This window comes from Negadavirga shengliensis (genome assembly GCF_042652345.1).
Taxonomy (GTDB): Bacteria; Bacteroidota; Bacteroidia; order Cytophagales; family Cyclobacteriaceae; genus Negadavirga; species Negadavirga shengliensis.
The window spans coordinates 22,567-42,760 of record NZ_JBHSJJ010000023.1 but is presented as its reverse complement, the minus strand read 5'-3'; the positions used below and the strand labels follow the sequence as shown (position 1 = coordinate 42,760).

General features: G+C 46.9%; 17 protein-coding genes and 1 pseudogene. 3 read left to right on the top strand and 15 right to left on the bottom strand.

Annotated elements, in window-relative coordinates; genetic code table 11:
- Window positions 1-10: 10 nt before the first annotated feature.
- From ACFPFU_RS24305 to ACFPFU_RS24290, 4 genes are all read right to left on the bottom strand, one after another.
- The gene (locus ACFPFU_RS24305; RefSeq protein WP_377069101.1) at window positions 11-1,501 is read right to left on the bottom strand and encodes a xylulokinase; all 1,491 of its coding nucleotides are present in this window, start codon (window positions 1,499-1,501) and stop codon (window positions 11-13) included.
- 21 nt (window positions 1,502-1,522) lie between these two features.
- The gene (locus ACFPFU_RS24300) at window positions 1,523-3,166 is read right to left on the bottom strand and encodes a sodium/sugar symporter (protein WP_377069099.1); all 1,644 of its coding nucleotides are present in this window, start codon (window positions 3,164-3,166) and stop codon (window positions 1,523-1,525) included.
- A gap of 275 nt (window positions 3,167-3,441) precedes the next feature.
- Window positions 3,442-4,857 carry a phytoene desaturase family protein gene (locus ACFPFU_RS24295; RefSeq protein WP_377069097.1) on the bottom strand — a complete coding sequence of 472 codons (1,416 nt, stop codon included), beginning with the start codon at window positions 4,855-4,857 and terminating at the stop codon, window positions 3,442-3,444.
- A gap of 71 nt (window positions 4,858-4,928) precedes the next feature.
- On the bottom strand, window positions 4,929-6,266 hold the full coding sequence (locus ACFPFU_RS24290; protein ID WP_377069095.1) for an aminotransferase class V-fold PLP-dependent enzyme: 1,338 nt from the start codon (window positions 6,264-6,266) through the stop codon (window positions 4,929-4,931).
- A gap of 188 nt (window positions 6,267-6,454) precedes the next feature.
- Between ACFPFU_RS24290 and ACFPFU_RS24285 the strand changes: the two genes are divergently transcribed.
- Window positions 6,455-7,405 (top strand): arginase, encoded by a 951-nt coding sequence (locus ACFPFU_RS24285; RefSeq protein ID WP_377069093.1) that lies wholly within the window; start codon window positions 6,455-6,457, stop codon window positions 7,403-7,405.
- Window positions 7,406-7,504: 99 nt separating this feature from the next.
- On the opposite strand, the gene ACFPFU_RS24280 is transcribed toward ACFPFU_RS24285, so the two are convergent.
- From ACFPFU_RS24280 to ACFPFU_RS24240, 10 genes and pseudogenes are all read right to left on the bottom strand, one after another.
- On the bottom strand, window positions 7,505-7,918 hold the full coding sequence (locus tag ACFPFU_RS24280) for an NUDIX hydrolase (RefSeq protein WP_377069091.1): 414 nt from the start codon (window positions 7,916-7,918) through the stop codon (window positions 7,505-7,507).
- 29 nt (window positions 7,919-7,947) lie between these two features.
- Window positions 7,948-8,904, bottom strand: a complete 957-nt coding sequence (locus ACFPFU_RS24275; protein WP_377069089.1) for a nitrilase family protein — start codon at window positions 8,902-8,904, stop codon at window positions 7,948-7,950.
- Window positions 8,905-9,153: 249 nt separating this feature from the next.
- Entirely contained in the window at window positions 9,154-10,125 is a 972-nt protein-coding gene (locus tag ACFPFU_RS24270; protein ID WP_377069087.1) for a glycosyl hydrolase family 18 protein, read from the bottom strand.
- Between the two features lie 56 nt (window positions 10,126-10,181).
- Complete coding sequence (locus ACFPFU_RS24265) at window positions 10,182-10,646, bottom strand: SRPBCC family protein (protein WP_377069085.1); 465 nt, start codon at window positions 10,644-10,646, stop codon at window positions 10,182-10,184.
- A gap of 255 nt (window positions 10,647-10,901) precedes the next feature.
- Complete coding sequence (locus ACFPFU_RS24260; protein WP_377069083.1) at window positions 10,902-11,987, bottom strand: DUF998 domain-containing protein; 1,086 nt, start codon at window positions 11,985-11,987, stop codon at window positions 10,902-10,904.
- Between the two features lie 581 nt (window positions 11,988-12,568).
- A complete protein-coding gene (locus ACFPFU_RS24255; RefSeq protein ID WP_377069081.1) occupies window positions 12,569-13,330 on the bottom strand; it encodes a sterol desaturase family protein in 762 nt (253 codons plus the stop codon).
- Window positions 13,331-13,358: 28 nt separating this feature from the next.
- Window positions 13,359-13,721 carry a hypothetical protein gene (locus ACFPFU_RS24250; RefSeq protein ID WP_377069079.1) on the bottom strand — a complete coding sequence of 121 codons (363 nt, stop codon included), beginning with the start codon at window positions 13,719-13,721 and terminating at the stop codon, window positions 13,359-13,361.
- A gap of 315 nt (window positions 13,722-14,036) precedes the next feature.
- Window positions 14,037-14,268: pseudogene (locus tag ACFPFU_RS25680) on the bottom strand (DUF4172 domain-containing protein); the annotation flags it as partial.
- 38 nt (window positions 14,269-14,306) lie between these two features.
- Window positions 14,307-15,251 (bottom strand): SDR family NAD(P)-dependent oxidoreductase, encoded by a 945-nt coding sequence (locus ACFPFU_RS24245; protein ID WP_377069077.1) that lies wholly within the window; start codon window positions 15,249-15,251, stop codon window positions 14,307-14,309.
- 577 nt (window positions 15,252-15,828) lie between these two features.
- A complete protein-coding gene (locus tag ACFPFU_RS24240; protein ID WP_377069075.1) occupies window positions 15,829-16,710 on the bottom strand; it encodes a helix-turn-helix transcriptional regulator in 882 nt (293 codons plus the stop codon).
- 442 nt (window positions 16,711-17,152) lie between these two features.
- On the opposite strand from ACFPFU_RS24240, the gene ACFPFU_RS24235 reads away from it, so the two are divergent.
- On the top strand, window positions 17,153-18,013 hold the full coding sequence (locus ACFPFU_RS24235) for a peptidase associated/transthyretin-like domain-containing protein (RefSeq protein ID WP_377069073.1): 861 nt from the start codon (window positions 17,153-17,155) through the stop codon (window positions 18,011-18,013).
- A 12-nt stretch (window positions 18,014-18,025) separates the two neighbouring features.
- Window positions 18,026-19,549, top strand: coding sequence for a hypothetical protein (locus ACFPFU_RS24230; protein WP_377069071.1), 1,524 nt, complete (start codon window positions 18,026-18,028; stop codon window positions 19,547-19,549).
- 180 nt (window positions 19,550-19,729) lie between these two features.
- On the opposite strand, the gene ACFPFU_RS24225 is transcribed toward ACFPFU_RS24230, so the two are convergent.
- Entirely contained in the window at window positions 19,730-20,182 is a 453-nt protein-coding gene (locus tag ACFPFU_RS24225; RefSeq protein WP_377069069.1) for a VOC family protein, read from the bottom strand.
- Window positions 20,183-20,194 lie beyond the last annotated feature (12 nt).

The window sequence follows — 20,194 nt, the reverse complement described above, 5'->3', positions numbered from 1 at the left end:
AATACAGCCCTCATTGAAGCTTCCCGAGGTAATTCTCCCAACGCCGGTACACCTCATGATAGGCTTCTTTCAGCTTTGGATCAGGATGAAAGGTGTCGATTTTCTCAAGGCCCACAAACGCCTCTTTGGCATCGGTATAGATTCCGGCTCCAATACCGGCTCCTCTTGCCGCACCCTGTGAGCCGTCCGTATCATAAAGCTCTAAAGTCACATCGTTCATGTTGACAAAAGCTTCCCTGAACAAAGGACTGAGGAACATATTTGCCTTCCCTGCTTTCACGGTATTGAGGTTAAGCCCCATGTTTTTCATAATATTGAAGCCATAGGTCAAGGCCGCTACGATCCCCTCCTGTCCTGCCCTCAGCACATGCCGCTTATCGTGCTTGAGCAGATTTAACCCTGAAAGATGCGCGTCCACCTGCCGGTTTTCCATGATTCTCTCCGCTCCGTTACCAAACGGGATAAAGTTGAGGCCCTCAGCGCCTATCGGCACTTCTGCCGCCCATTCATTCATTTGCGCATAGTCAATGGAATTTCCCCCAATCAGTTTTTTGAGCCAACTGTTCAAAATCCCGGTGCCGTTCACACAAAGCAGCACCCCGTATCTTGGATCAGAAGCGGTATGGTTCACGTGGACAAATGTATTGACCCTGGAGGCGGGATCATACACCGGCCTGACACTTACCCCATATACGGTACCGGATGTCCCCGCCGTGGTAGCAAGCTCGCCTTCTTCCAAGACATTGAGGGAAAAGGCGTTGTTGGGTTGATCCCCTGCCCGATAGGTAACAGGTATTCCCGCTTCCAAGCCCAGTTTTTCTGCTATTTCTTTTTGGAGGGTGCCTTGTGGACTAAAAGAAGGCACAGCATCTGCAAGGTAACCTGCATCCAGCCCATAATGGTCCAGCAGCCGGGAAGACACGCCGTTTTCCAGAAAATCCCAAAAAACACCCTCCGACAGGCCTGTTTCCGAAGTTAAAACTTCACCGGTCAGTTTCATGGCGATATAATCTCCCGGGAGCATCATCTTGTGGATCCGCTTGTAGTTCTCCTTTTCGTTTTCCTTTACCCATTTAAGTTTGGAGGCTGTGAAATTACCCGGAGAATTTAAAAGATGGGAAAGACAATATTCACTTCCCAAGGCAGAAAAAGCTTCGTTGCCGATGTCCACTGCCCGGCTGTCACACCAGATAATGGAGGGCCGGATAACCTGGTAATGCTTGTCCACCAACACCAGGCCGTGCATCTGATAAGAAATGCCTATCCCTTTGACTTCCCCTTTTTTGATACCCGCTTCCGCCACTACCTTTTGGGTGGTTTCCACAATATATTTCCACCAGGTATCCGGGTCCTGCTCTGCCCAGTCCCTGTGGGGGGATTGGATGGCCATTTCCTCCTTTGGCAGACCCACCGAAGTCAGAACTTTTCCGGTTTCCGCATTCAATAAAGTGGTTTTGACAGAAGAACTGCCGACATCATATCCAATAAGTAACTGTCTCATTATTCAGGGGAGGTTATTTTACTACCAAAAAACAATATATAAAGCGGCAAGAATCCCTGCGATCAGGGTCGCCCCAATCTTGAATTTGGTGCTGGTGGTAAACAGGTCTTTGGTAATCTCTATTCCTTTTGGATGATCTTTACCTTTGCCTTCATAAAGGCTCACAGCTATGATTACGGCAGAAATGATAAGGAACACGATACCCATTCTGTCTATGAAAGGCAGACCGGGAGTAAGGAATTTAAATGCTGTAGAAAGCGGAATGGTCAAAGCCGCTGCAGTGAGCGCTGCATTGGCGGTGGTTTTTTTCCAGAAAAATCCAAACACAAAAATGGCAAACACGCCGGGGGATATAAATCCCGTATATTCCTGGATATACTGGAAGGCTTGATCCAGCTGCCTGAGCGCAGGAGCCACGACCGCTGCAATGACAAAGGCCAACACGGCGGTAATCCGGCCTACCCTTACCTGTTTCTTTTCTGATGCGTTTTCGTCAAAAAAGTTCTTATAGATATCCAACGTGAAGATCGTAGAGGTACTATTGGCCATAGAGGCCAATGAGGATACAATGGCAGCCGTCAAAGCCGCAAATGCCAGGCCCTTAAGCCCTGTAGGCAACAGCTGCAACAAAGTCGGATAAGCCCTGTCTGATTTGATGATACCCGATTCGGGATCGGTCATGGATGAAATAAAGCCAACGTCCATTCCCTCTTTGACAATCACATAAGCCGCTATCCCCGGGATAACCACGATCAAAGGCATCAAGAGTTTAAGAAACCCGGCGAAAACCATCCCTTTTTGGGCTTCATTCAGAGATTTGGCTGCCAATGCCCTTTGGGTAATGTACTGGTTAAAACCCCAATAATTGAGATTGATCACCCACATACCGCCAATTAAAACACTGATGCCCGGGAGATCCAGATAAGCATCCCTTACACCCCCGCTGCCATCCGGAATCATCATTTCCCCTTCCTGAATGATCATTTTAAAATGGGAAGGCGCCTCAGACAACAATGTGGTAAATCCGGACAGGACATTGCCCTCACCTACCATGGAAAGTGCCAGATAGGTCGTAGCCAAACCACCCACCACCAAAAAGAAAACCTGCACCACATCGGTCCAGGCTACGGCTTTAAGTCCACCATAGATGGAATACAGCATCGCAAAAACCGCCAAACCGGTGATCCCGTAGCCAAGAGGAACACCAAGTATGGTGTCCAGACTAAGGGCTCCCAAATATAATACGGAAGTAAGGTTCACAAATACATAGACCAACAACCAAAATACAGCCATCACCGTTCTCACGCGGCTATCATAGCGTTTCAACAGAAACTGCGGCATGGTACTGATTCCCTCTTTAAGGTAAACGGGGAGAAAGAAAATAGCCACTATAATGAGCGTGGCAGCAGCCATCCATTCGTAGGTGGAGATGGCCAGCCCCAATGCAAAACCGGATCCGGACATGCCTATGAACTGCTCAGCGGAAATGTTGGATGCAATCAAGGAAGCGCCGACTGCCCACCAAGGGAGGGCTTTGCTGGCAAGAAAGTAATCATTGGAATCTTTGATGTGCCCCTTTTTCTCCCTGGAAACAATATAACCAAGCAGGATGATCAACAGGCAGTACCCAATAAAGATAGTCAGGTCTAAGGCGGTAAAATTCATGTAATATTATTTAATGGGTTTAGGTTTGTCAACGCTTAATGGCCTTCAGTGAAAAACAATGGTGCAATATAGTCAATTCAGTTTTTTTAAAAATAAAATTATTTAGAAAGTGTCTTTCCCCACCTCCCTTTTCAGTTCCAAGCTCCTATTGACCTGAACTCAACCCTGATTATCGAAGATTTTAAACAGGGGCAAAAACCCGCCTAGCGGGTGGAATTATTCCTGAGCGTTTTTGCGGTGAACCAAACAAAACCAGGACAAAATCGAATCGAAAGTTAAAAAAGATCCTTCAAAACCCGCTGCGCAGCATGGTACCCACACATGCCGTGAACGCCGCCGCCAGGAGGAGTGGAAGAAGAGCAGATATAAATTCCCTTCGCGGAAGTCCGGTAAGGAGACAGTCTGAGCGCAGGCCTGGTAAAAATCTGAGTGAGGTCCTGTACCCCTGCATTGATATCCCCGCCGATATAATTGGGATTATATGCTTCCATATCCAGGGCATTGAAAGCATGTTTTCCCACTATTCTTTTTTTAAATCCCGGTGCGTATTTTTCAATTTGGTTTTCCATTACCGGTATCAGGTCTCTGGTGGATCCGGCGGGAACATGACAATATGCCCAAACCGTATGCATGCCTTCAGGCGCCCTGGTATCGTCAAAGAGGCTTTGCTGTGCCACCAACATATAGGGGTTATCCGTATAACGGCCTTTCCAGATCACGGATTCTGCATGGGCAATGCTTTCCAGGGAACCGCCTAAATGAACTGTGCCCGCCTGAGTCGGTTCGGGAGCCTGCCAGGGGATAGGCCCGTCTAAGGCAAAATCAGCCTTAAAAACACCCATACCATACCTGTACCTGTTTAATTGCCACCGATACAAAGGCGAAAACCGTTTGCCTGCAATATCCATCAACTGCCTGGGCCCGACATCCAACAACACGGCCGTTGCAGCAGGCAGTTCATCGATCGTCTTGACCATCCACCCCGTATGTATCTCTCCGCCCAACGCTTTGAAATACGCCGCCAAAGCTTCTGCAAGAGCATTTGAACCTCCTTTGGCCACGGGCCAGCCTCTTGCATGACCGGAAGCCAACAAAACCAGGGCAATGGCTGAAGTGGCCCAATTATCCAAAGGCTGTATGCCGTGGGCCGCCATTCCTGCCCAAAGCCCCTTGGTCTTATGCTCCTTAAAAGTCCCGGCTAGGGCCGTGGCCGGCTTAATGGCTTTCCATCCAAACCGGCTAAACCCCATTGGCTTCTTGGGAAACCTCAAAGGAGCCAGTATATCGGCCGACAGGTTTTCCCAGTCCTCCACGATGGGCCCCATAAGATCCAGGTAGGCGTTGCTATCCGCCCCGAGACCAGAGGCGGTTTTCTCCAGGGAAGTATATAACGCTGCTGAAGTCCCGTCCTCAAAAGGGTGCGCGGCCAATACTTCCGGCTGTATATATTCCAGCCCGTATTTTTTTAAGGGAAGGGATTTAAAAAAGGGGGCAGCAACAGCCAAAGGATGCACGGCAGAACATACGTCGTGTTTAAAACCGGGCAAGGTAAGTTCCAAAGTCCTCATTCCTCCCCCTAGGGTATCCTTGCCTTCAACCAAAAGTACTTTCAAGCCTTTTTGTTGCAAAACAATAGCCGCTGCCAATCCATTTGGCCCTGAGCCCACTACCACTGCATCATAATTGGACATACTTTTCCTACATTTACCCACAAGGATAACAACAATTACTCTTCCAAAACCAAGATCGACAAGAATTTTGTTCAGACTCCCTGCTTTTCCAAGTCGCGCGGATCATGTTTTTCCGCCAATATGGTCAAAGCACCAACCAATTTGTCCAGGTCAGCCAACCGGGTATATACATGGGGAGAGACCCTCACACAGTGGATGTTTTCATAACTTATAGGAGAAGTATGGATTTTAAACCTGGCCAACAGGTTTTGTTCCAACCTTTGGGGCGTCATATTTTCCAGGGATACGCCGGCAATGGCGCAGCTGTACTCCGGCTTCAGCGAGGTATGGATACGGACACCCGGAATCTTGACGGCCTTTTCGGCCCAATAATTTTTCAGAAAACGTATTCTTTCCTCTTTTCTTTTGGCACCTATTCCATTGTGAAAATTCAGGGCTTCCCCTATCCCCTGTTCCAGCGGAAAACTTCTGGTCCCCAAAGTTTCAAACTTTCGGATATCTGTACTTTTCGGATCACCATTGCAGAGCAGTGGCCAGATTTTACCAATCTTTTCTTTTTTGACCCACAACATACCTGTTCCGATAGGTGCTGACAGATATTTATGGAGACTGGTGCCAAAATAATCCCCTTCCAGGTCCGGAATTTTGAAATCCAACAATCCAAAGGAGTGTGCACCGTCCACAATCACCTCAATTCCGTGTTCATGGGCCATCCGGCAGATTTTTTTTACCGGCATGATCTGACCTACCCAGTTGATCACATGGGTGACATGGATGATTTTGGTTTTGGGGCTGATGGCTTCCCTGTATGCGGCCACGATGGTGTCATCATCCTCTATAGGAAAATCGAAAAGCAGCTGCTTGTATACAATTCCCTCCCTTTGGGCTCTTTGATGCCAGGCCTGCATCATATTGGGATAATCCTGCTTGGAGCCTATCACCTCGTCTCCTTTTTGGAGGTCCAAACCGTAAATTACGGTATTGAGCGCTTCCGTGGCATTTCTGTTGATGGCCACTTCTTCCGGATCACAACCCGCCAACAAGGCCAGTTTCTCTCTTACCGGCTCCCTTCCCTGATCCAGGATCCGCCACATGTAATAGGACGGCGCCTGGTTGGAAAGCTGATTGTACCGTTCCACCGCCTGTTGGACCACAAGCGGGCTCGGCGACACACCCCCATTGTTCAGATTCATGACAGGGGAAGAGCTGGCGGTATACCCTTGTTGGATCATGGACCAATAATCTTCATTTTCCGCCATTTCCAGATCGGAAATCCCGGCATATTGGAGGTTTTTTGCCTCCCAATCCGCCGCGTATAGCTGGTTGAAAAGGCTGTATGCTGAAAAGGCACCCCCCATCAAGGCGGTACCTCTTTTAATAAAGGATCTGCGGGAATTGGAACGGTTCATGACAGAAGAAATAAGTGAAGGGAAACGCAAGTTGAACCATCAACTCGCCCCAATTTTTAAAAATAAAGCATAATCCCGATCATTACAACAAACATTCTATCAACGGCAATATTCAATGTACCCTTATTTATTTGCCGGATTCAGGGAAATAAGTGAATTTTGCACTGGTAAAATATGGAAATAAACCCATGAGAGATATCAAATTGGTGGAAGTCAGGTCTGAGCTGGCGGCGGGTACCCGGGGAGCCAGCCTGGGGGTAGATGCATTGAAAGTGGCCAGCCTCGACAAAAAATCCAACTTCTTCAGCCGGTTTGATCCTATCAACGTGCCGGATGCCAACAATTACCTGTGGCGGGACAACCAGCATCCCTATGCCAACTACATTGATGGGGTATTCGAAGTTATCCACAACGTATATGTGGCTGTCAGGGAATTACGGCAGAAGAGAAAGTTTCCCATCATTTTGGCCGGTGATCACGCTACCGCCGCGGGAACCATCATGGGCATAAAGGGAGCCCACCCAGAAAAAAGACTGGGGGTCATCTGGATTGATGCGCACGCCGATCTGCATAGCCCGTACACCACCCCCTCGGGAAACATGCACGGCATGCCCCTGGCTATGTGCCTGGGTTTTGATAACCTGGATTGCCGCATCAATGATCCACTTCCCGGTACAGTAGCTTACTGGGAAAAAATAAAAGCGATTGGAGGTAGATCTCCCAAAATTCTGCCGAACGACCTTGTTTTCATCGGGGTAAGGGATACCGAAAAGCCGGAAAATTATTTGATTCAACAATTCGGAATCAAAAATTTTTCCATTGGTGAGCTGCGGGAAAAAGGGGTAAGCAGCATTGCCCAACAGGCCCTGGAACATTTAAAGGACTGTGATCAAATTTACATCTCATTTGATGTGGACAGTCTGGACACCACCATTTCCCTGGGTACCGGCACACCTGTCCCCGGTGGATTATTGGTGGATGAAGCCATAGACTTGAATACAGAACTGATCAAAGACAAACGGGTATGCTGCTGGGAAATCGTTGAAGTAAACCCCACTTTGGATACCGAAAACGTTATGGCGGAAAACGCTTTTGATATTTTAGAAGCTACCACCCATTCTTTGGTGGCTCATTTTTGATCCGATAAAGCCTGCCATTGACATCAAACTGCATGTTATGGAAACAAAAACGGGGTATGGCTTGACATGTCGGCGGCATTAAGACAGCTTTCCCACCCATTATCCGGGCCCGTATGAATAGATGCGCGCAAATTTTTCCACATTGGGATAAAGATGGTTTTCATCAAGCGCCTCTGTTGCAGAAAAAAACCTGATTTCTGTGCATTCAGTTGACGGGATGAAATTTAAACCGGCCAACCGGGTTTCATAAAGAACATTGGCGACGAATACGCCTTTGGGGTTTAGTGAGGTAAAAAAATAACAAGGTTGATCCGCTATGTAAAGGGTTTCCAGGCCCATTTCCTCTTTTATTTCCCTTTTGAGCGCTTCATGGGGGGTTTCCCCGTGGTCCAATCCACCCCCAGGCAATTCCCAAAGCCCGTTGTCCTCTTTGACGAGCATGAACCTTCCTCCATCGTCCAGCACAAGTGCTTTGACGCTTACTCTGTAAAAACATTCCAGTAAATGGTCCATTAGGTCTTTTTCATTTACCACTGACGGTTTTAAGAAGATTGTTTGTCCAGCCAGACCACCTTTTGCTCCGGCGTGTGACTCTGTCCGATAATTTCCCTGTAAAGCTTCGGCCTCCTGGCTTTTTTATACCTGTGCCCTCCTGCCTGCGTGAGCTTTTCAGGTGTGATCGTAGCCACGGCCAGGTCATCCCCCAGCTTCCTGCATTCAGCGATAATATCCCCAAAAGGATCCAGGATCATCGAACACCCGTTTTTCAATTGATCGTCATCCATGCCGATCGGATTGGAAAAGACCGCGTAAATCGCATTGTCATAGGCCCTTGCCGGGAGCCATTTCATCAGCCATGCCCGGCCTTTCATCCCATCAAACTCCAATCTCAATGAAGTGGGGTCTTTTTCTCTGTTTTCCCATAACGCCGGATCCACGAACCCGGCTCCCGGTCTGGTAGACGGGGTACACATGGTGACATGGGGCATAAAAATGATATCCGCGCCCAACAGGCTGGTGGCCCGGACATTTTCGATGATGTTGTTGTCATAACAGATCAAAATGCCACATTGCCATCCCTTGATCTCGAATAGGCAATACCCTTTTCCGGGAGTGATGTGAGGATTGATGAAGGGATGCAGTTTATGGTGCTTGGCTACCAAGCCGTTTTTGTCCACACATACATACGCCTTGTAGATGTTTTCTTCCCGGTCTCTTTCAAATAACCCAGCCAAAACGATGATGTCATGGGCGGCCGCAATTTCCCGGAGTTTTTCTACGCTGGGACCTTCCGGCACGTATTCCGACAACTGCAGCAACTGGGATTTACTGAGGTTCCTCGCAAAGGTGTACCCGGTAATAGAACATTCATGAAAAGCGATCACGTCAGCACCTTCATCAGCCGCTTGCTTGGCCATCCGGTTGATGATCTCCAGGTTATGGTTTTTATCACCGCTTTTGTTTTCAAATTGGGCAGTCGCTATTTTTAGATTTTCCATTTCATCTGTTTATAATTGTTTTTTTAAGGTCAGATAGCCTGTCCCGGACTTGATCCGGGAGAATCTCGCATGTTTTATAATCATCCCAGTTTGTGACGATCTCGTCATGCTTGATTTCATATGATTATAATTGTTTTTCAGTGGCCATATGGAATCTCACAATCTATAATCATCCCAGTTTGTGACGATTCCGTCATGCTCGGTTTCATTGGTTTAGGTTTAAAGGCTCAAATTTAAAAAGGGCAGGAATTATTTTTGACGGGCCACATCCCATATGGCTTCCAACAGGGAATGTTCCCCCGCTCCATCTGCCTGGATGTGCCAAATCATCACACCGGCGGCCCCTTTTTCCCTGGCAAATTCCGCCTTTCTGCGGATGAGTTGGGGACCGTTATAATACAGGGTTCCGCCTTCCGGGAAGGAAATTTCATCACCCAAATGGGCATCCGGATAGGTGGAGATTATTTGATGGTAACGCAGGGAGCCTGGCGCTCCCGGACCGAATCCATAACCATAAAAAGGAAGGCCTATCAAAAGCTTGTCAGCCGGTACCCCTCTTTTCACGTGATAGTATTCAAAATCTTCCCCCACCATGGAATAAGGGGAATGCTGTCCCGGCTTGTCCAGGTTCCAGGGACCTGTCTTGTCATAAGACATGATGTTGATATAATCATACAGTGCCAGTGTTTCGTCTGCAATATTGTCCCCGTTCCAGCTTGCCAGGGCTGCGGTCATCAATTTTCCTTCGGATTTTAACCTATCCGAAAGTTCCTTGACAAAGGCGGGGTAATGCTCATTGATCAGCGCATTTTCCAGATCCACGTCTACCCCGTCAAAATCATACTCCGTAGTAAATGCCATGATTTCATCGATCCACACCTGCCTTTTTTCAGGAGTGAGAAACTCGCCCAGATATTCGGGAGGGCCTCCCCCTCCAATAGAAATATACACCCTTGTCTGATTCTCCTTCGCCTTTTTGACAATAAAATGGAAGATATCATCCCTTTCTATTTTACCGGTATGATCCGGTTGTATAAAGGCCAGGTTAATGTCTGTGAATTTGGAAAAGTCTGTTGTATGATAGCCCAGCCTCCAGTTGGAATAGCTAAAAAGGTATCCCAGGACCCTGAAATCGTCTTCGGCCAAAGCGTGATTTTCCTGATCATTGTTCCTTCCGACGCAGGCCAGCAAGAGCATTATAATGATGGATAATGATTTCATCTGCTGTAGATTTTATAGTTAAATTCCTTTTTATTAAGTTACTTTTCGCTGTTCTACTATTTTTGTTTTATGTGCGGAAATTTGTCTTTGACCAAGTTCAGCTCGATTCCATATTCCAAATAGGCTTTTAGCCCGTCCAATACGGTCGTAAATCCTCCTGTGTTGTCTTTTATTGCGGCGATTAGATCGTCACCTGTTTGGCTAAATCCGTAATTTTTGATAACCACATAAGTGGTCCCGTCCGTCAAAGCTGCAAACTCAAAATCTACCGTGGTTGCAGGTTCATCCCATTCAATGGAGATTTTTTCGTTCGGTACGATTTCATTCACTTTTACATCACCCGATACATTGTACATTTCCCAGTCCCAGGTGACGGTCTTGCCGACTTCAAGTTTTCCGTTTGATTTTGTAAACCAGAACTTAGTGGTAATGGTTGGATCAATAAAGGCCTGGAAAACTTCTGATACAGGCTTTCTTATCATCATTTGACATTCTACGGTAGGTACTTTCCTTTTTTCCATACTGTATTCCTATTCATCTGTCAATTGGGTTTTTCCGTGATTGTTAGCAATAAATTCTGACTAATATGAAGAAAAACCCTCAAACTGGGCTGGTTTTGAAGCCCTGGCCTTGGTTAGGCAAACCGAATTTACCGATTTGTTTTCGAATACACTTAATAAGGACAGACAAAACTCTCCGGGATACCGTAATTTCTGCCTCATTTTTGCTCATAAGTGCCGTTAAAAACCTGAAATTGTAACCGGGATAGGGGATTTCTATCCGGATGTCGATAAGGCTTCTTCTTGCATCACCCCTCTTGAGACAAGCGATCTTGCTCTCCTTAAAAGAACAAATGCAATTACAGCAACCCAAATCATGAAGATGCCGATGTTGACGCGTTCCCATATTCCAATAGTAGGTGTAGGGCCATTAATGGGGATATTCGGAGCTTCCAAAAAGGTCAACGCGCCAAAGACAATATGCAGCCCTATGGAAATGATGGTATATAGGCGGAACCGCTTTCCTAAAGCCCTTGCTCCCAGTCCCATGAAGAGCCACATAAAGACAATGGTTACCAACGCCCAAACAATATGCAACGTATCCGTTAAGGTGGGTTCGTTACCCCGCATGTGCATGGGAGGCCAGTAGAAGTTAAAAACACAATACGCGAGTATTAAGCTCCCCACCAAACGCAATGAACGGTTTCGTTCTGCTGATTGCAACACCCCCCACCCAAATGCACTCAGAAGCAAGGGATACGGCAGCGCAAGCAACACCCATAAAATTCGGGTAGGAGCATTTATTGCGGACAACTCACTCACCGTATAAGATACTGGACTGTAGCCATCGTATTGCGTCGGCACATATATATTTATAGCAATATACCACAGCGAAGCAAGTATCCCACAGATGAGTAAACCCTTTTGCAACTTCGCTGTGGCATTTCGCAGAGCAATTAGTGGAATGGCAACCACCCAGCCTATTAACACAGGAATGCCCCACATAGCGTGGAGCCAATGCAATTCCTGCAGAATAACAATTTCTACCACAAACCAGATAGACAGTCCAGCCAAAGCCATTCCTGCCAAGAACCAGTCTTTATTCGCTCTCCGAAGGACAGAAACAAAAGCAGATGCATTCAATATGCCTAATCCGAAAAGGATCATACCAGGAATATGGAAATCACGAAAGGCTCCATGCATGATATCAACCGGCATGTCCATCAACCGGCCGTCAGGAGAGGCAATAAGGAGTATACTTCCCGTCAATGCGCCAGCGGCTTCGTAACCTATCACAATGAGCAAAATAATCCGCTGCCATGCAGGTTGGCTAACTATATATGCCTGTAACTTCCTTACCATGATGCACGGTTATTGTTGATTCCATTTATAATTTGATGTAACCAGTTCGATAATAGATAAATTTATTCCATTTACCGGTGGGTGAATATGATTTTCATCATACCCATTTAAAGTTAATGATCATCACCTGCAAGAAATTGATGCTAATCAAACGTTTCAAACCTTTTATTGAAGTTTCTTCAATCATATCCAACATATTCAACATGTAGTCCTCTAAACCTTTATTGGGTCATAGGAATGGATTTGCTATAACTTGGCAAGCATTTGAAACGGTTTTTTAAGGGGACCTTTTCCCGCCCCATCAAGATGTGCCCTGAAAAAAACCTTTTTAGGGATGTATCCCCCATACAAGCCGATAATACCGTGCTAAAAAGACCAAAAAACGAAATTAAAACGGAAAATTTGGTGTGATTTTTTGGATAAAAGTGAGGAAACGTTGACCAAAGAATTTGTTTTAGTTTGGTACACTATATTAAGTTGTTCATCCCTACGCTCAACCGCCGACCCTGGGCAGGGCGAGGAAATCGACCACGCTGTCATGGACTGAGGTGAGCGCAGGGAAGTTTTTCAACTTAATGTCATCAGGAGGGCTCTCCCGGTTCCGCCACGTCTTTGAATAAGATCATGTCCAAAATCCGCGAGGACGCCCCCGGGTAGAAGCCATTCTCGTGCTCAAAGTCACTTGGGTTTTTCCAGGTTCTGAACAGCATATCATAGATGGAAATATCCGAATAATTGTAAGCATGAATACCCCGGGCATGGTGCAGGGCATGGGCCTCCGGTCTCTGGACAAGATATCCCAGCCAGACGGGTGTACGGATATTGCTGTGCTGAAACATCGAAAAGAAGGTATTGACAAGCATGATCAGGGTCGCCGCTTGCGGGGTGAATCCCGCTACCAAAACCAACATCAGGCTGCCCAGCGCCGTAAAGCCGACCATGTCCAAAGGGCTGAAGAAAAAGGCCCCGAAACTGTCCAGTCGTTCGGCGCTGTGGTGCATCTGATGAAATACTTTCCAAAGTACCCGGCTCCGGTGCATGGAGCGGTGCCAGAAATATACGCCCAACTGGTAAAGCAGCACCCCAGCCACTGTGCCCCAAAGTGTTTCCAGCGCGGTGAGGTCAAACAACTGATAACCTGAGAGGTAACCGTCCCATATTAAAGGAAGGTAGGTGGACAGGTAAAAGAAAACCATAAAGGCAAATAGTCCCTTAAGTTTCCAAAATCTCACTTCGGGAAGCGCGCGTGCAGGAAGCAAGGCTTCCCAGAGCATGAGTCCCACGTACATTGCGATGACCACCAAGCTTATCGGGTCAAGCAAAATCTCAAAAGGTGTAGGCATTATTTTGATGTTTAAATTGTTGGAAATTCTATTTTGAAACTACCGGGCCGCAAAGACTGACCGGTGGTATTTCCGCCATAAAGGAGGAGAAATAAGGATTTTGCCTGATATTTTGGTAGGCAATGTCCCATTGGCGGATGGCACAGGAGGGATCCAGCCGGGTGGCTTCCAGGAAAGCCTTTGCCGCCTCGCGGTAGTTGAACCCATAGGTCAGGTTGATGTCCCGGTTGAGCAGGTGTTGGACCAGCGTGATGCTGATCTCCACTTGGTAATCACCCAGGTTATCAAACAAAGGAGCTTGCAGGTCTTTTGTATCCTCTTTTCCCCCGCAGGACAAAAAAAGATGGCCCGCGACCGTACAGGTAAAAATGAATGCAATAATGATTCTCATAAGTAAATGAATTTAAAATTAGACTTGTCCCGTAAAAGTAATGGACACAGCACGTTACGACTTTGCTCAAAAGTTTAACTTTTTTGTTTATTGGCTGCTAAAAAGGTTGCAAAAGGATCAAGGGTAGGGACGGGCGATTTACGCTGGTCCAAAATCGTCCGTCCCTATGGCACTTGGGGAGAAGGGTACACTTTTTGGGCGGCCCGTAGGTTGAAACCTGCGGTGATCAGATCGCCCGTGCCTATGGCACTAACAAGGAGTTCGGGCTCCAGCGGAGCCTCGTTTTATTGCCCGATTCAATATGACAAAATAGGGTTATTTCAACTGGTAGCTGGTACTTCTACCGCCCGAGGTTTCTTTTTGTAATATATCCTTGTCTATCAGGTCGTTGATATCTCTAATTGCGGTATCCTTTGAACACCTTGCAATTTTTGCCCATTTAGAAGAAGTCAATTTCCCTTCAAATCCGTCCAGCAGTCTATTTAATAGTTTCTTCTGTCTCTCATTTTATAATGGTCTTTGGATGTTTGTTCCATAAATCAGCTCGCCGCACCTAAAAATTATTCGCTGCATTTTTTGCATCGATTATGGGGTTTTTTCGTTGCACTTGCTGCTATTCTGTTTTTTTAACGGCAACAATCGATTGGTAACTTCGAGCGTTTTTTCATCCCGGCACAACGCCAAACTTCCCGCCCATAATCTATCCAAATCAGGTTGGCTGAAGGTGAAGTATTTCTGCTTCATCTCTTCGAACCTGTTCTTTTTCCATGTGATTAATTTGCCGGACCTTTGCAGGCTTTCCTCCCGATTTTCCAGGAACAGCGGAGCCATTACTTTTCCACACGTTTCAATGGAAATAAATGCTCCGAAGAGCTTCGCCAGTCTCGCCATAATTTTCATTCCTGACGGGATAATGTTGATTTGATCCGTCCAGACAGTTTTATGAACCCGGAACCCGATAAATGAGACATTTCCATGTTTATTCCTGCTATAAAAATGGTGCAATTGCACCATGAACATTCTCTTTGCGGCCATGGCTTGATGAATGGCCTTTTCATAACTCCATTTACGGGTCATTTGCATATCATCCCACCGTATTTTCCCAAATTCGGTAACATTAAAAATGACCCGGCCTCCTTTTTTGGAATTTTCCAGCAGTGAGAGTAAGTTTAAGGTAAAGAGGAATTGGGACAGGTAGTTTACCTGAAAATGCGAATCCATACAGTCCTGTGTTTCAATACGTGTTTTAGCATAGCCTATTCCCGCATTGATGAACAGGCCATCGAGGTGGTGATGCTGATTTTCAATTTCACCAATGACTTTCTTGACATCCGCTAATTTGGAGAGATCACATTGTACCATAGAAATTTTTGCGTTTTTCGAAAAACCCTGAAGTTCTTTCATTGTAACCCACCCCGATTCTTCCGATCTACACAAAAGGATAATTTCATGGACTTGGCTAAACCCTGCCAATGCCATGGCAACGCCTTTTCCCATTCCCTTGGAAGCTCCTGTTATAAGTATTTTCATGGTCACTGCTTTAATGGACGATAGATTTGAAAAATATACTATGACGATGCCGTATGATTTTACCCTAAAACTCCGCCCTAAACCGCTAGATAGCAAGTTCAAACAACCTTTTAAAGGGACCTTTTCCCGTCCCATCATGCGGTACTACTGTAAAAACATTTTCCCACATATAAACCGATAATCCCATGCTAAAAATACCCAAAACCAAAATTAAAGCGAAAAATTTAGCATGTTTTTTGGGTAAAAGCGGGGGAAAAATCGCTGACCAATGAATTTGGGTTAGTTGGGTATCATATGCTTAAGTTGTTCATCCCTACAGTCCCCTCAGCGCAGCTGGGAAGTCGAACATGCTGTCGTGTATTGAGGTGAGCGGTGACCTCCCGTTAGAGCCTGTCCGGCGTTATAAGGAGGTTTGGGGCGTGTAGGGAATTTTCTTAACTTAATGACATGGAATCCCTCCTTCACAAGGTGGAAGCTTTTAGCCCTTCCGTTGACAGTTATAATCCTCACGTTAATACTGCCGTGAACCATATATTTTACGATTCATTCGTAAGAATTCGTGGAATTCGTGGACTTTTCAAATGTCTACCTCTCTTTTTTTATACTGAAGCGGAGAAGTGCCGTACTTTTCTTTAAAAACCCGGCTGAAATGGGACAGGTTTTCGAATCCACTGACAAAGGCCACATCGCTAACACTTTTCCCGCTCGTATCCAATAACAGTTTGGCGTGTTCCAGCCTTTTTTGTGTAAGCCATTTCCCGGGGCTGGTGTTATAATATTGCTGGAATTCCGTTTTAAAGGCAGAGACGCTGCGATGGGCCATCCGGGCAAACTGGGTGATGGTCAGGTTAAACATGTAATTCGCATCCATCACCTCCCATAAGGGGATTTTTTGCTGGTCCATGATGCTGTTGACATAGGCCAGCAGACCGGCATTGACGGGGTCCAGAAAGATGTTGAAAAGCAGCTCTTTGAACTTGAGTTCCAACAAACCCTCCGCAGGCGGGAGTTTCTGCTTAAAGTAAGGGAGGATGCTGTAAAAAAAAGCCTTTGTGGTCTCGTTGACGTTTATTTCCATTAGCATATCCCGGGGAGGCTCGGGCAGATTGGTCAGGGGCAGGTACTGACGGTACTCATTGAATACCTGCCGGAAAAAATCATCCTGAAAATAAAAAGCCAGCACCTCCCAGCCCACCACATCGGGCAACTCCTGGAGATAGGCGGTTTTCCGGGTAAGCAGGCAGGAATGCTTGCCAAGGGTCCAGGACTTTCCGCTGTGGTGCATGGTCCTGCTACCGCTAAGGGTAAACATGATCTCATTATAATGAGAAAACAACTGGACATGTTTGTCCACTTGGGGACACCGGTAATACAAAAACAGCGCGTCTTTTACCGCCAATTGCCTAAAAGTATGTGGATCGGCTACCGTGTCGTCGTAATTATTGTAAACAATCCCCATATCATTCAGAAAATCAAGTAAATAGCCAGGTTAATTTAAGAAATTTTTCTTGAATAAAATAGTGTACCATTGCGGCGGTGAACAATTTTACGGCTGTGTTTTCCAATGTTATTTTTCAGTGGTGGACCATATGGTTTATTGCGAATGAATGAATTGTCTTTCAACATATTCAGCCATTTCCTGAAAGCCAGACAGGACGCTCCTCTGAACTGGAAAAATGATGAGTTCCTCTCAATATGTTTTGGGTTGAAAGTTGGTTTTTTTCTAAGTTTATTCTTATTTTTATTAGATTGGTTATTAGGGTCATGCCTTTTCAGGCGGAGTTTTTGAACCGGTGTTTTTAGCATAATAAAATTCCGGTAGCATTGGATGTACCCCATATCGGGGAGGGTTTTTTGATCGCACAGCTATGGAGGAAAAGAAAGAAAGTACTCCAAAAAAAATGAAGCGCAGTGAACGGAAGCCCAAAGCCCGGGCCGGGGAAATGCTATCGCCCCGTGAATACCTGGTCGTGGCCCTGGTGGGATTTATCCTTTCGATAGGGCTGGCGGTGCTTTACGTACTGTATATAGTGGAGAGGGTGGATGAGTTGAATGATTTGCGCTTTTACTATTTGATCCTGGTACTTTTTGGACTTGCGGCCAGTGCGGTTCTTTTTGGCGCAATGAACTCCTATGCCAGTCTTCAGGGAGAACATTTGGGCAAGCAGTTTCAACTGACCGGACCGGTCGTGGGGGTGGGACTGGTTGTTTGGTTTGGGCTACATCCCCCCGGTATCGTTGCCGAAAATACACTTACCGTTCGCGTATTTGACCGGAATGGAGCGTCTGTTTCCCAAGGAACCGTTGCTCTTTATCTGAACCAGTATATCCGGGACCAGTCCATCGATACCAGAGGGCAGGCCTTGTTTACAGAGCTTCCGGCCCGCAAATCTTCCGAGAAGGTGAAAATTGAAGTTTCCAGTCCTGGCTATAAGAGGGTTCAGTTTGACACCGTATTAAAGCATTCCACTGTCATGGAGCTGAAGCTTGAACTGAATCCTGTTATCCTGATCTCCGGCCGTGCAAAACGGGCCAACGAGAATCCCATTCCGGATGTGGAGATCCATGTGGACGGAACCCGTTACGCTGTCCGCTCGACCACCGATGGGACCTACACCCTCAGGCTGGAGGAATACACGCTTGGGGACAAGGTGACCATTACCAGCAGTCATCCCCGATTTGAAGATAAAACGGTACCACTCCAGATCACAGATCCAGAGATCGGGAATGTAGATTTTGTACTGAACCCCATAGACAATTAACCCGCTTTTATCATGAAGACTTTTCTGGTACTTCTCGTGACCGTGCTCTACCTTCCGGCATTGGTAGCCCAGGATGTGATCATCAAAGGCAGAGTGACCTGTATCGTGCAAGCTCCCAGTTCCACGAAAGGGGCTGAAAACGTGATCGTGGTACCCTCTTTTGTGCCATCCCAATCCACCATTACGGCTACCAGTCCCACAGGCTACTTCGAGTTCAACACCCGGACGGATCTTTCCCTGCTACAGGACAAACAGGTCAACGTCTACCTGGTTTCGGGTTGTAGAGACTGCAGGGAGTCGGTGTACAGGCTCTTTGTCTCAGAAGATCAGGACCGCCAAAACAAAGACGATTCCAAATCCTACGTGACCATCAGCAGATGGAAGACCCAACAGGCGTGCCTTCAACTGGAAATGCCACCTTTGGTCGCAGACAGCCTTCTGACGGTCATCGTACAGCAAACAGAGGAGGATTTGTCAGAACTGGGTGCGGCGACAGTTGCTTCAGGTACACCCGCGCTGCTTAATTTGCTGACTTCCATTGCCTCTGTGGGGCCCTATTCTGCAGGAGGCACTTTTTTAGCGAGTGGACTGGATCCGGGAAAAATCTCCTATGGGGAATTTCTGTCCGCATCGGCGCTCTATCATACCGGAAATATGGGGTTTAACTTCTCTCCGGGAAGGGATTTTTCCGAAGCGGCATTTTGGAACCCATCAGCCTTGGCTTTCAGTCCCGCACAGGGACAAGTCAGCCTTTTCACCAATATAAAAAATCAGGTGAAACTGGGCGGACATTACCGTCTGAATGAACGCATCTCCATCGGCGTGGGGGGAATTCTGGTGAGTCAGGATGAGTTTCGTGATGCGACTTACATTCGCAGTCCGGGTGAGCCGGACGATGAAAGGGTGAGAATAGACTCCACACACAGAAAACTCAGGGAGATCGCTGCCCAGATCAGCCCCTCCTTTAAAGTGAACAAGCAGTTGAGTGCGGGTGTCTCCCTGAAGTCGGTTTGGCAGGATTTTGATATTCCCGATTTGCTTGAATTGATTCCCGACACGAACGGAGAATTTTACGACATAAAGATCAAGCGTCAGGTGTTTGACTTGGATCTGTCCCTGAGCTATAAGCCTACCAAATTTTTGCAATTGGGTCTCAATGCCATGAACCTGCTGGATTCGGAACTCTATTCCGATGCCTTCCTTCCGGGTAATGAAAATCCCCCCGTCAGAGGTACCAGGGCCCTGGGCTTGGGAGCCAATTACAAATGGGTCAGGTTCAATTTTGGAGCGGATGTGATCCTGGACGAAAATGGAATATATGACGCTGCTTTTGGCGTGAACTACATTCCCATGAATGACGTCCTGATCTCCGCAGGGATTTCTGCCCTGCAAAAAAGTCATTCCCTTTCCGTCCGGCTGAGAAACTTCAGATTGGCTTATGTCGATGACAGGCAGTGGTTGATCAATGAACAGCGGAAAGGCCGTTCCGGAATGCTGAACGGACGTTTATATGGGGGCTTTACCTTTACATTCTGAACGGTCTCATCATACCTGTCTCCACCTCCTCCCCCACCCAATTGGAATGGCAGCATCAGGGATTATGGGAACAGCTGACGCCAGACCCGTCGTTAGCTACTGGTCTTTTTTTCGTCTGTCAGTGTTCTCTAAGTTCAAATGAAAATTCTTCGGTCATCGTTTTTATCCAACTTCCGCCACTCATGTATTATTGAGTTGTTCTGCCAGCCCGATAAGAATCCCTTCGGTTCCGCGAATGTAGCAGAGCCGATACGAGTCCTCGTACTGAACCACTTCGCCAACGAGCTGAGCGCCAAGCCTGCGTAGCCGGGTTACCATCTCATCAATGTCTTCAACCGTGAACATGACGCGCAGGTACCCCAGGGCGTTCACAGGAGCGGTACGGTGATCCGAGATCGTAGGCGGGGTGAGAAACCGCGAAATCTCAAGCCGGCTGTGGCCATCGGGGGTAACCATCATCGCAATCTCTACCGACTGGGAACCCAATCCGGTAACACGACCGGCCCATTCCCCTTCGACTGTGGCTCGTCCTTCGAGCTTCAGGCCTATCTCTGTGAAAAAAGAGATGGCGTCATCAAGGGATTCTACAACAATGCCGACATTGTCCATTCTCAGTAATTTATTTTTTACCATAGTTCATCTGTT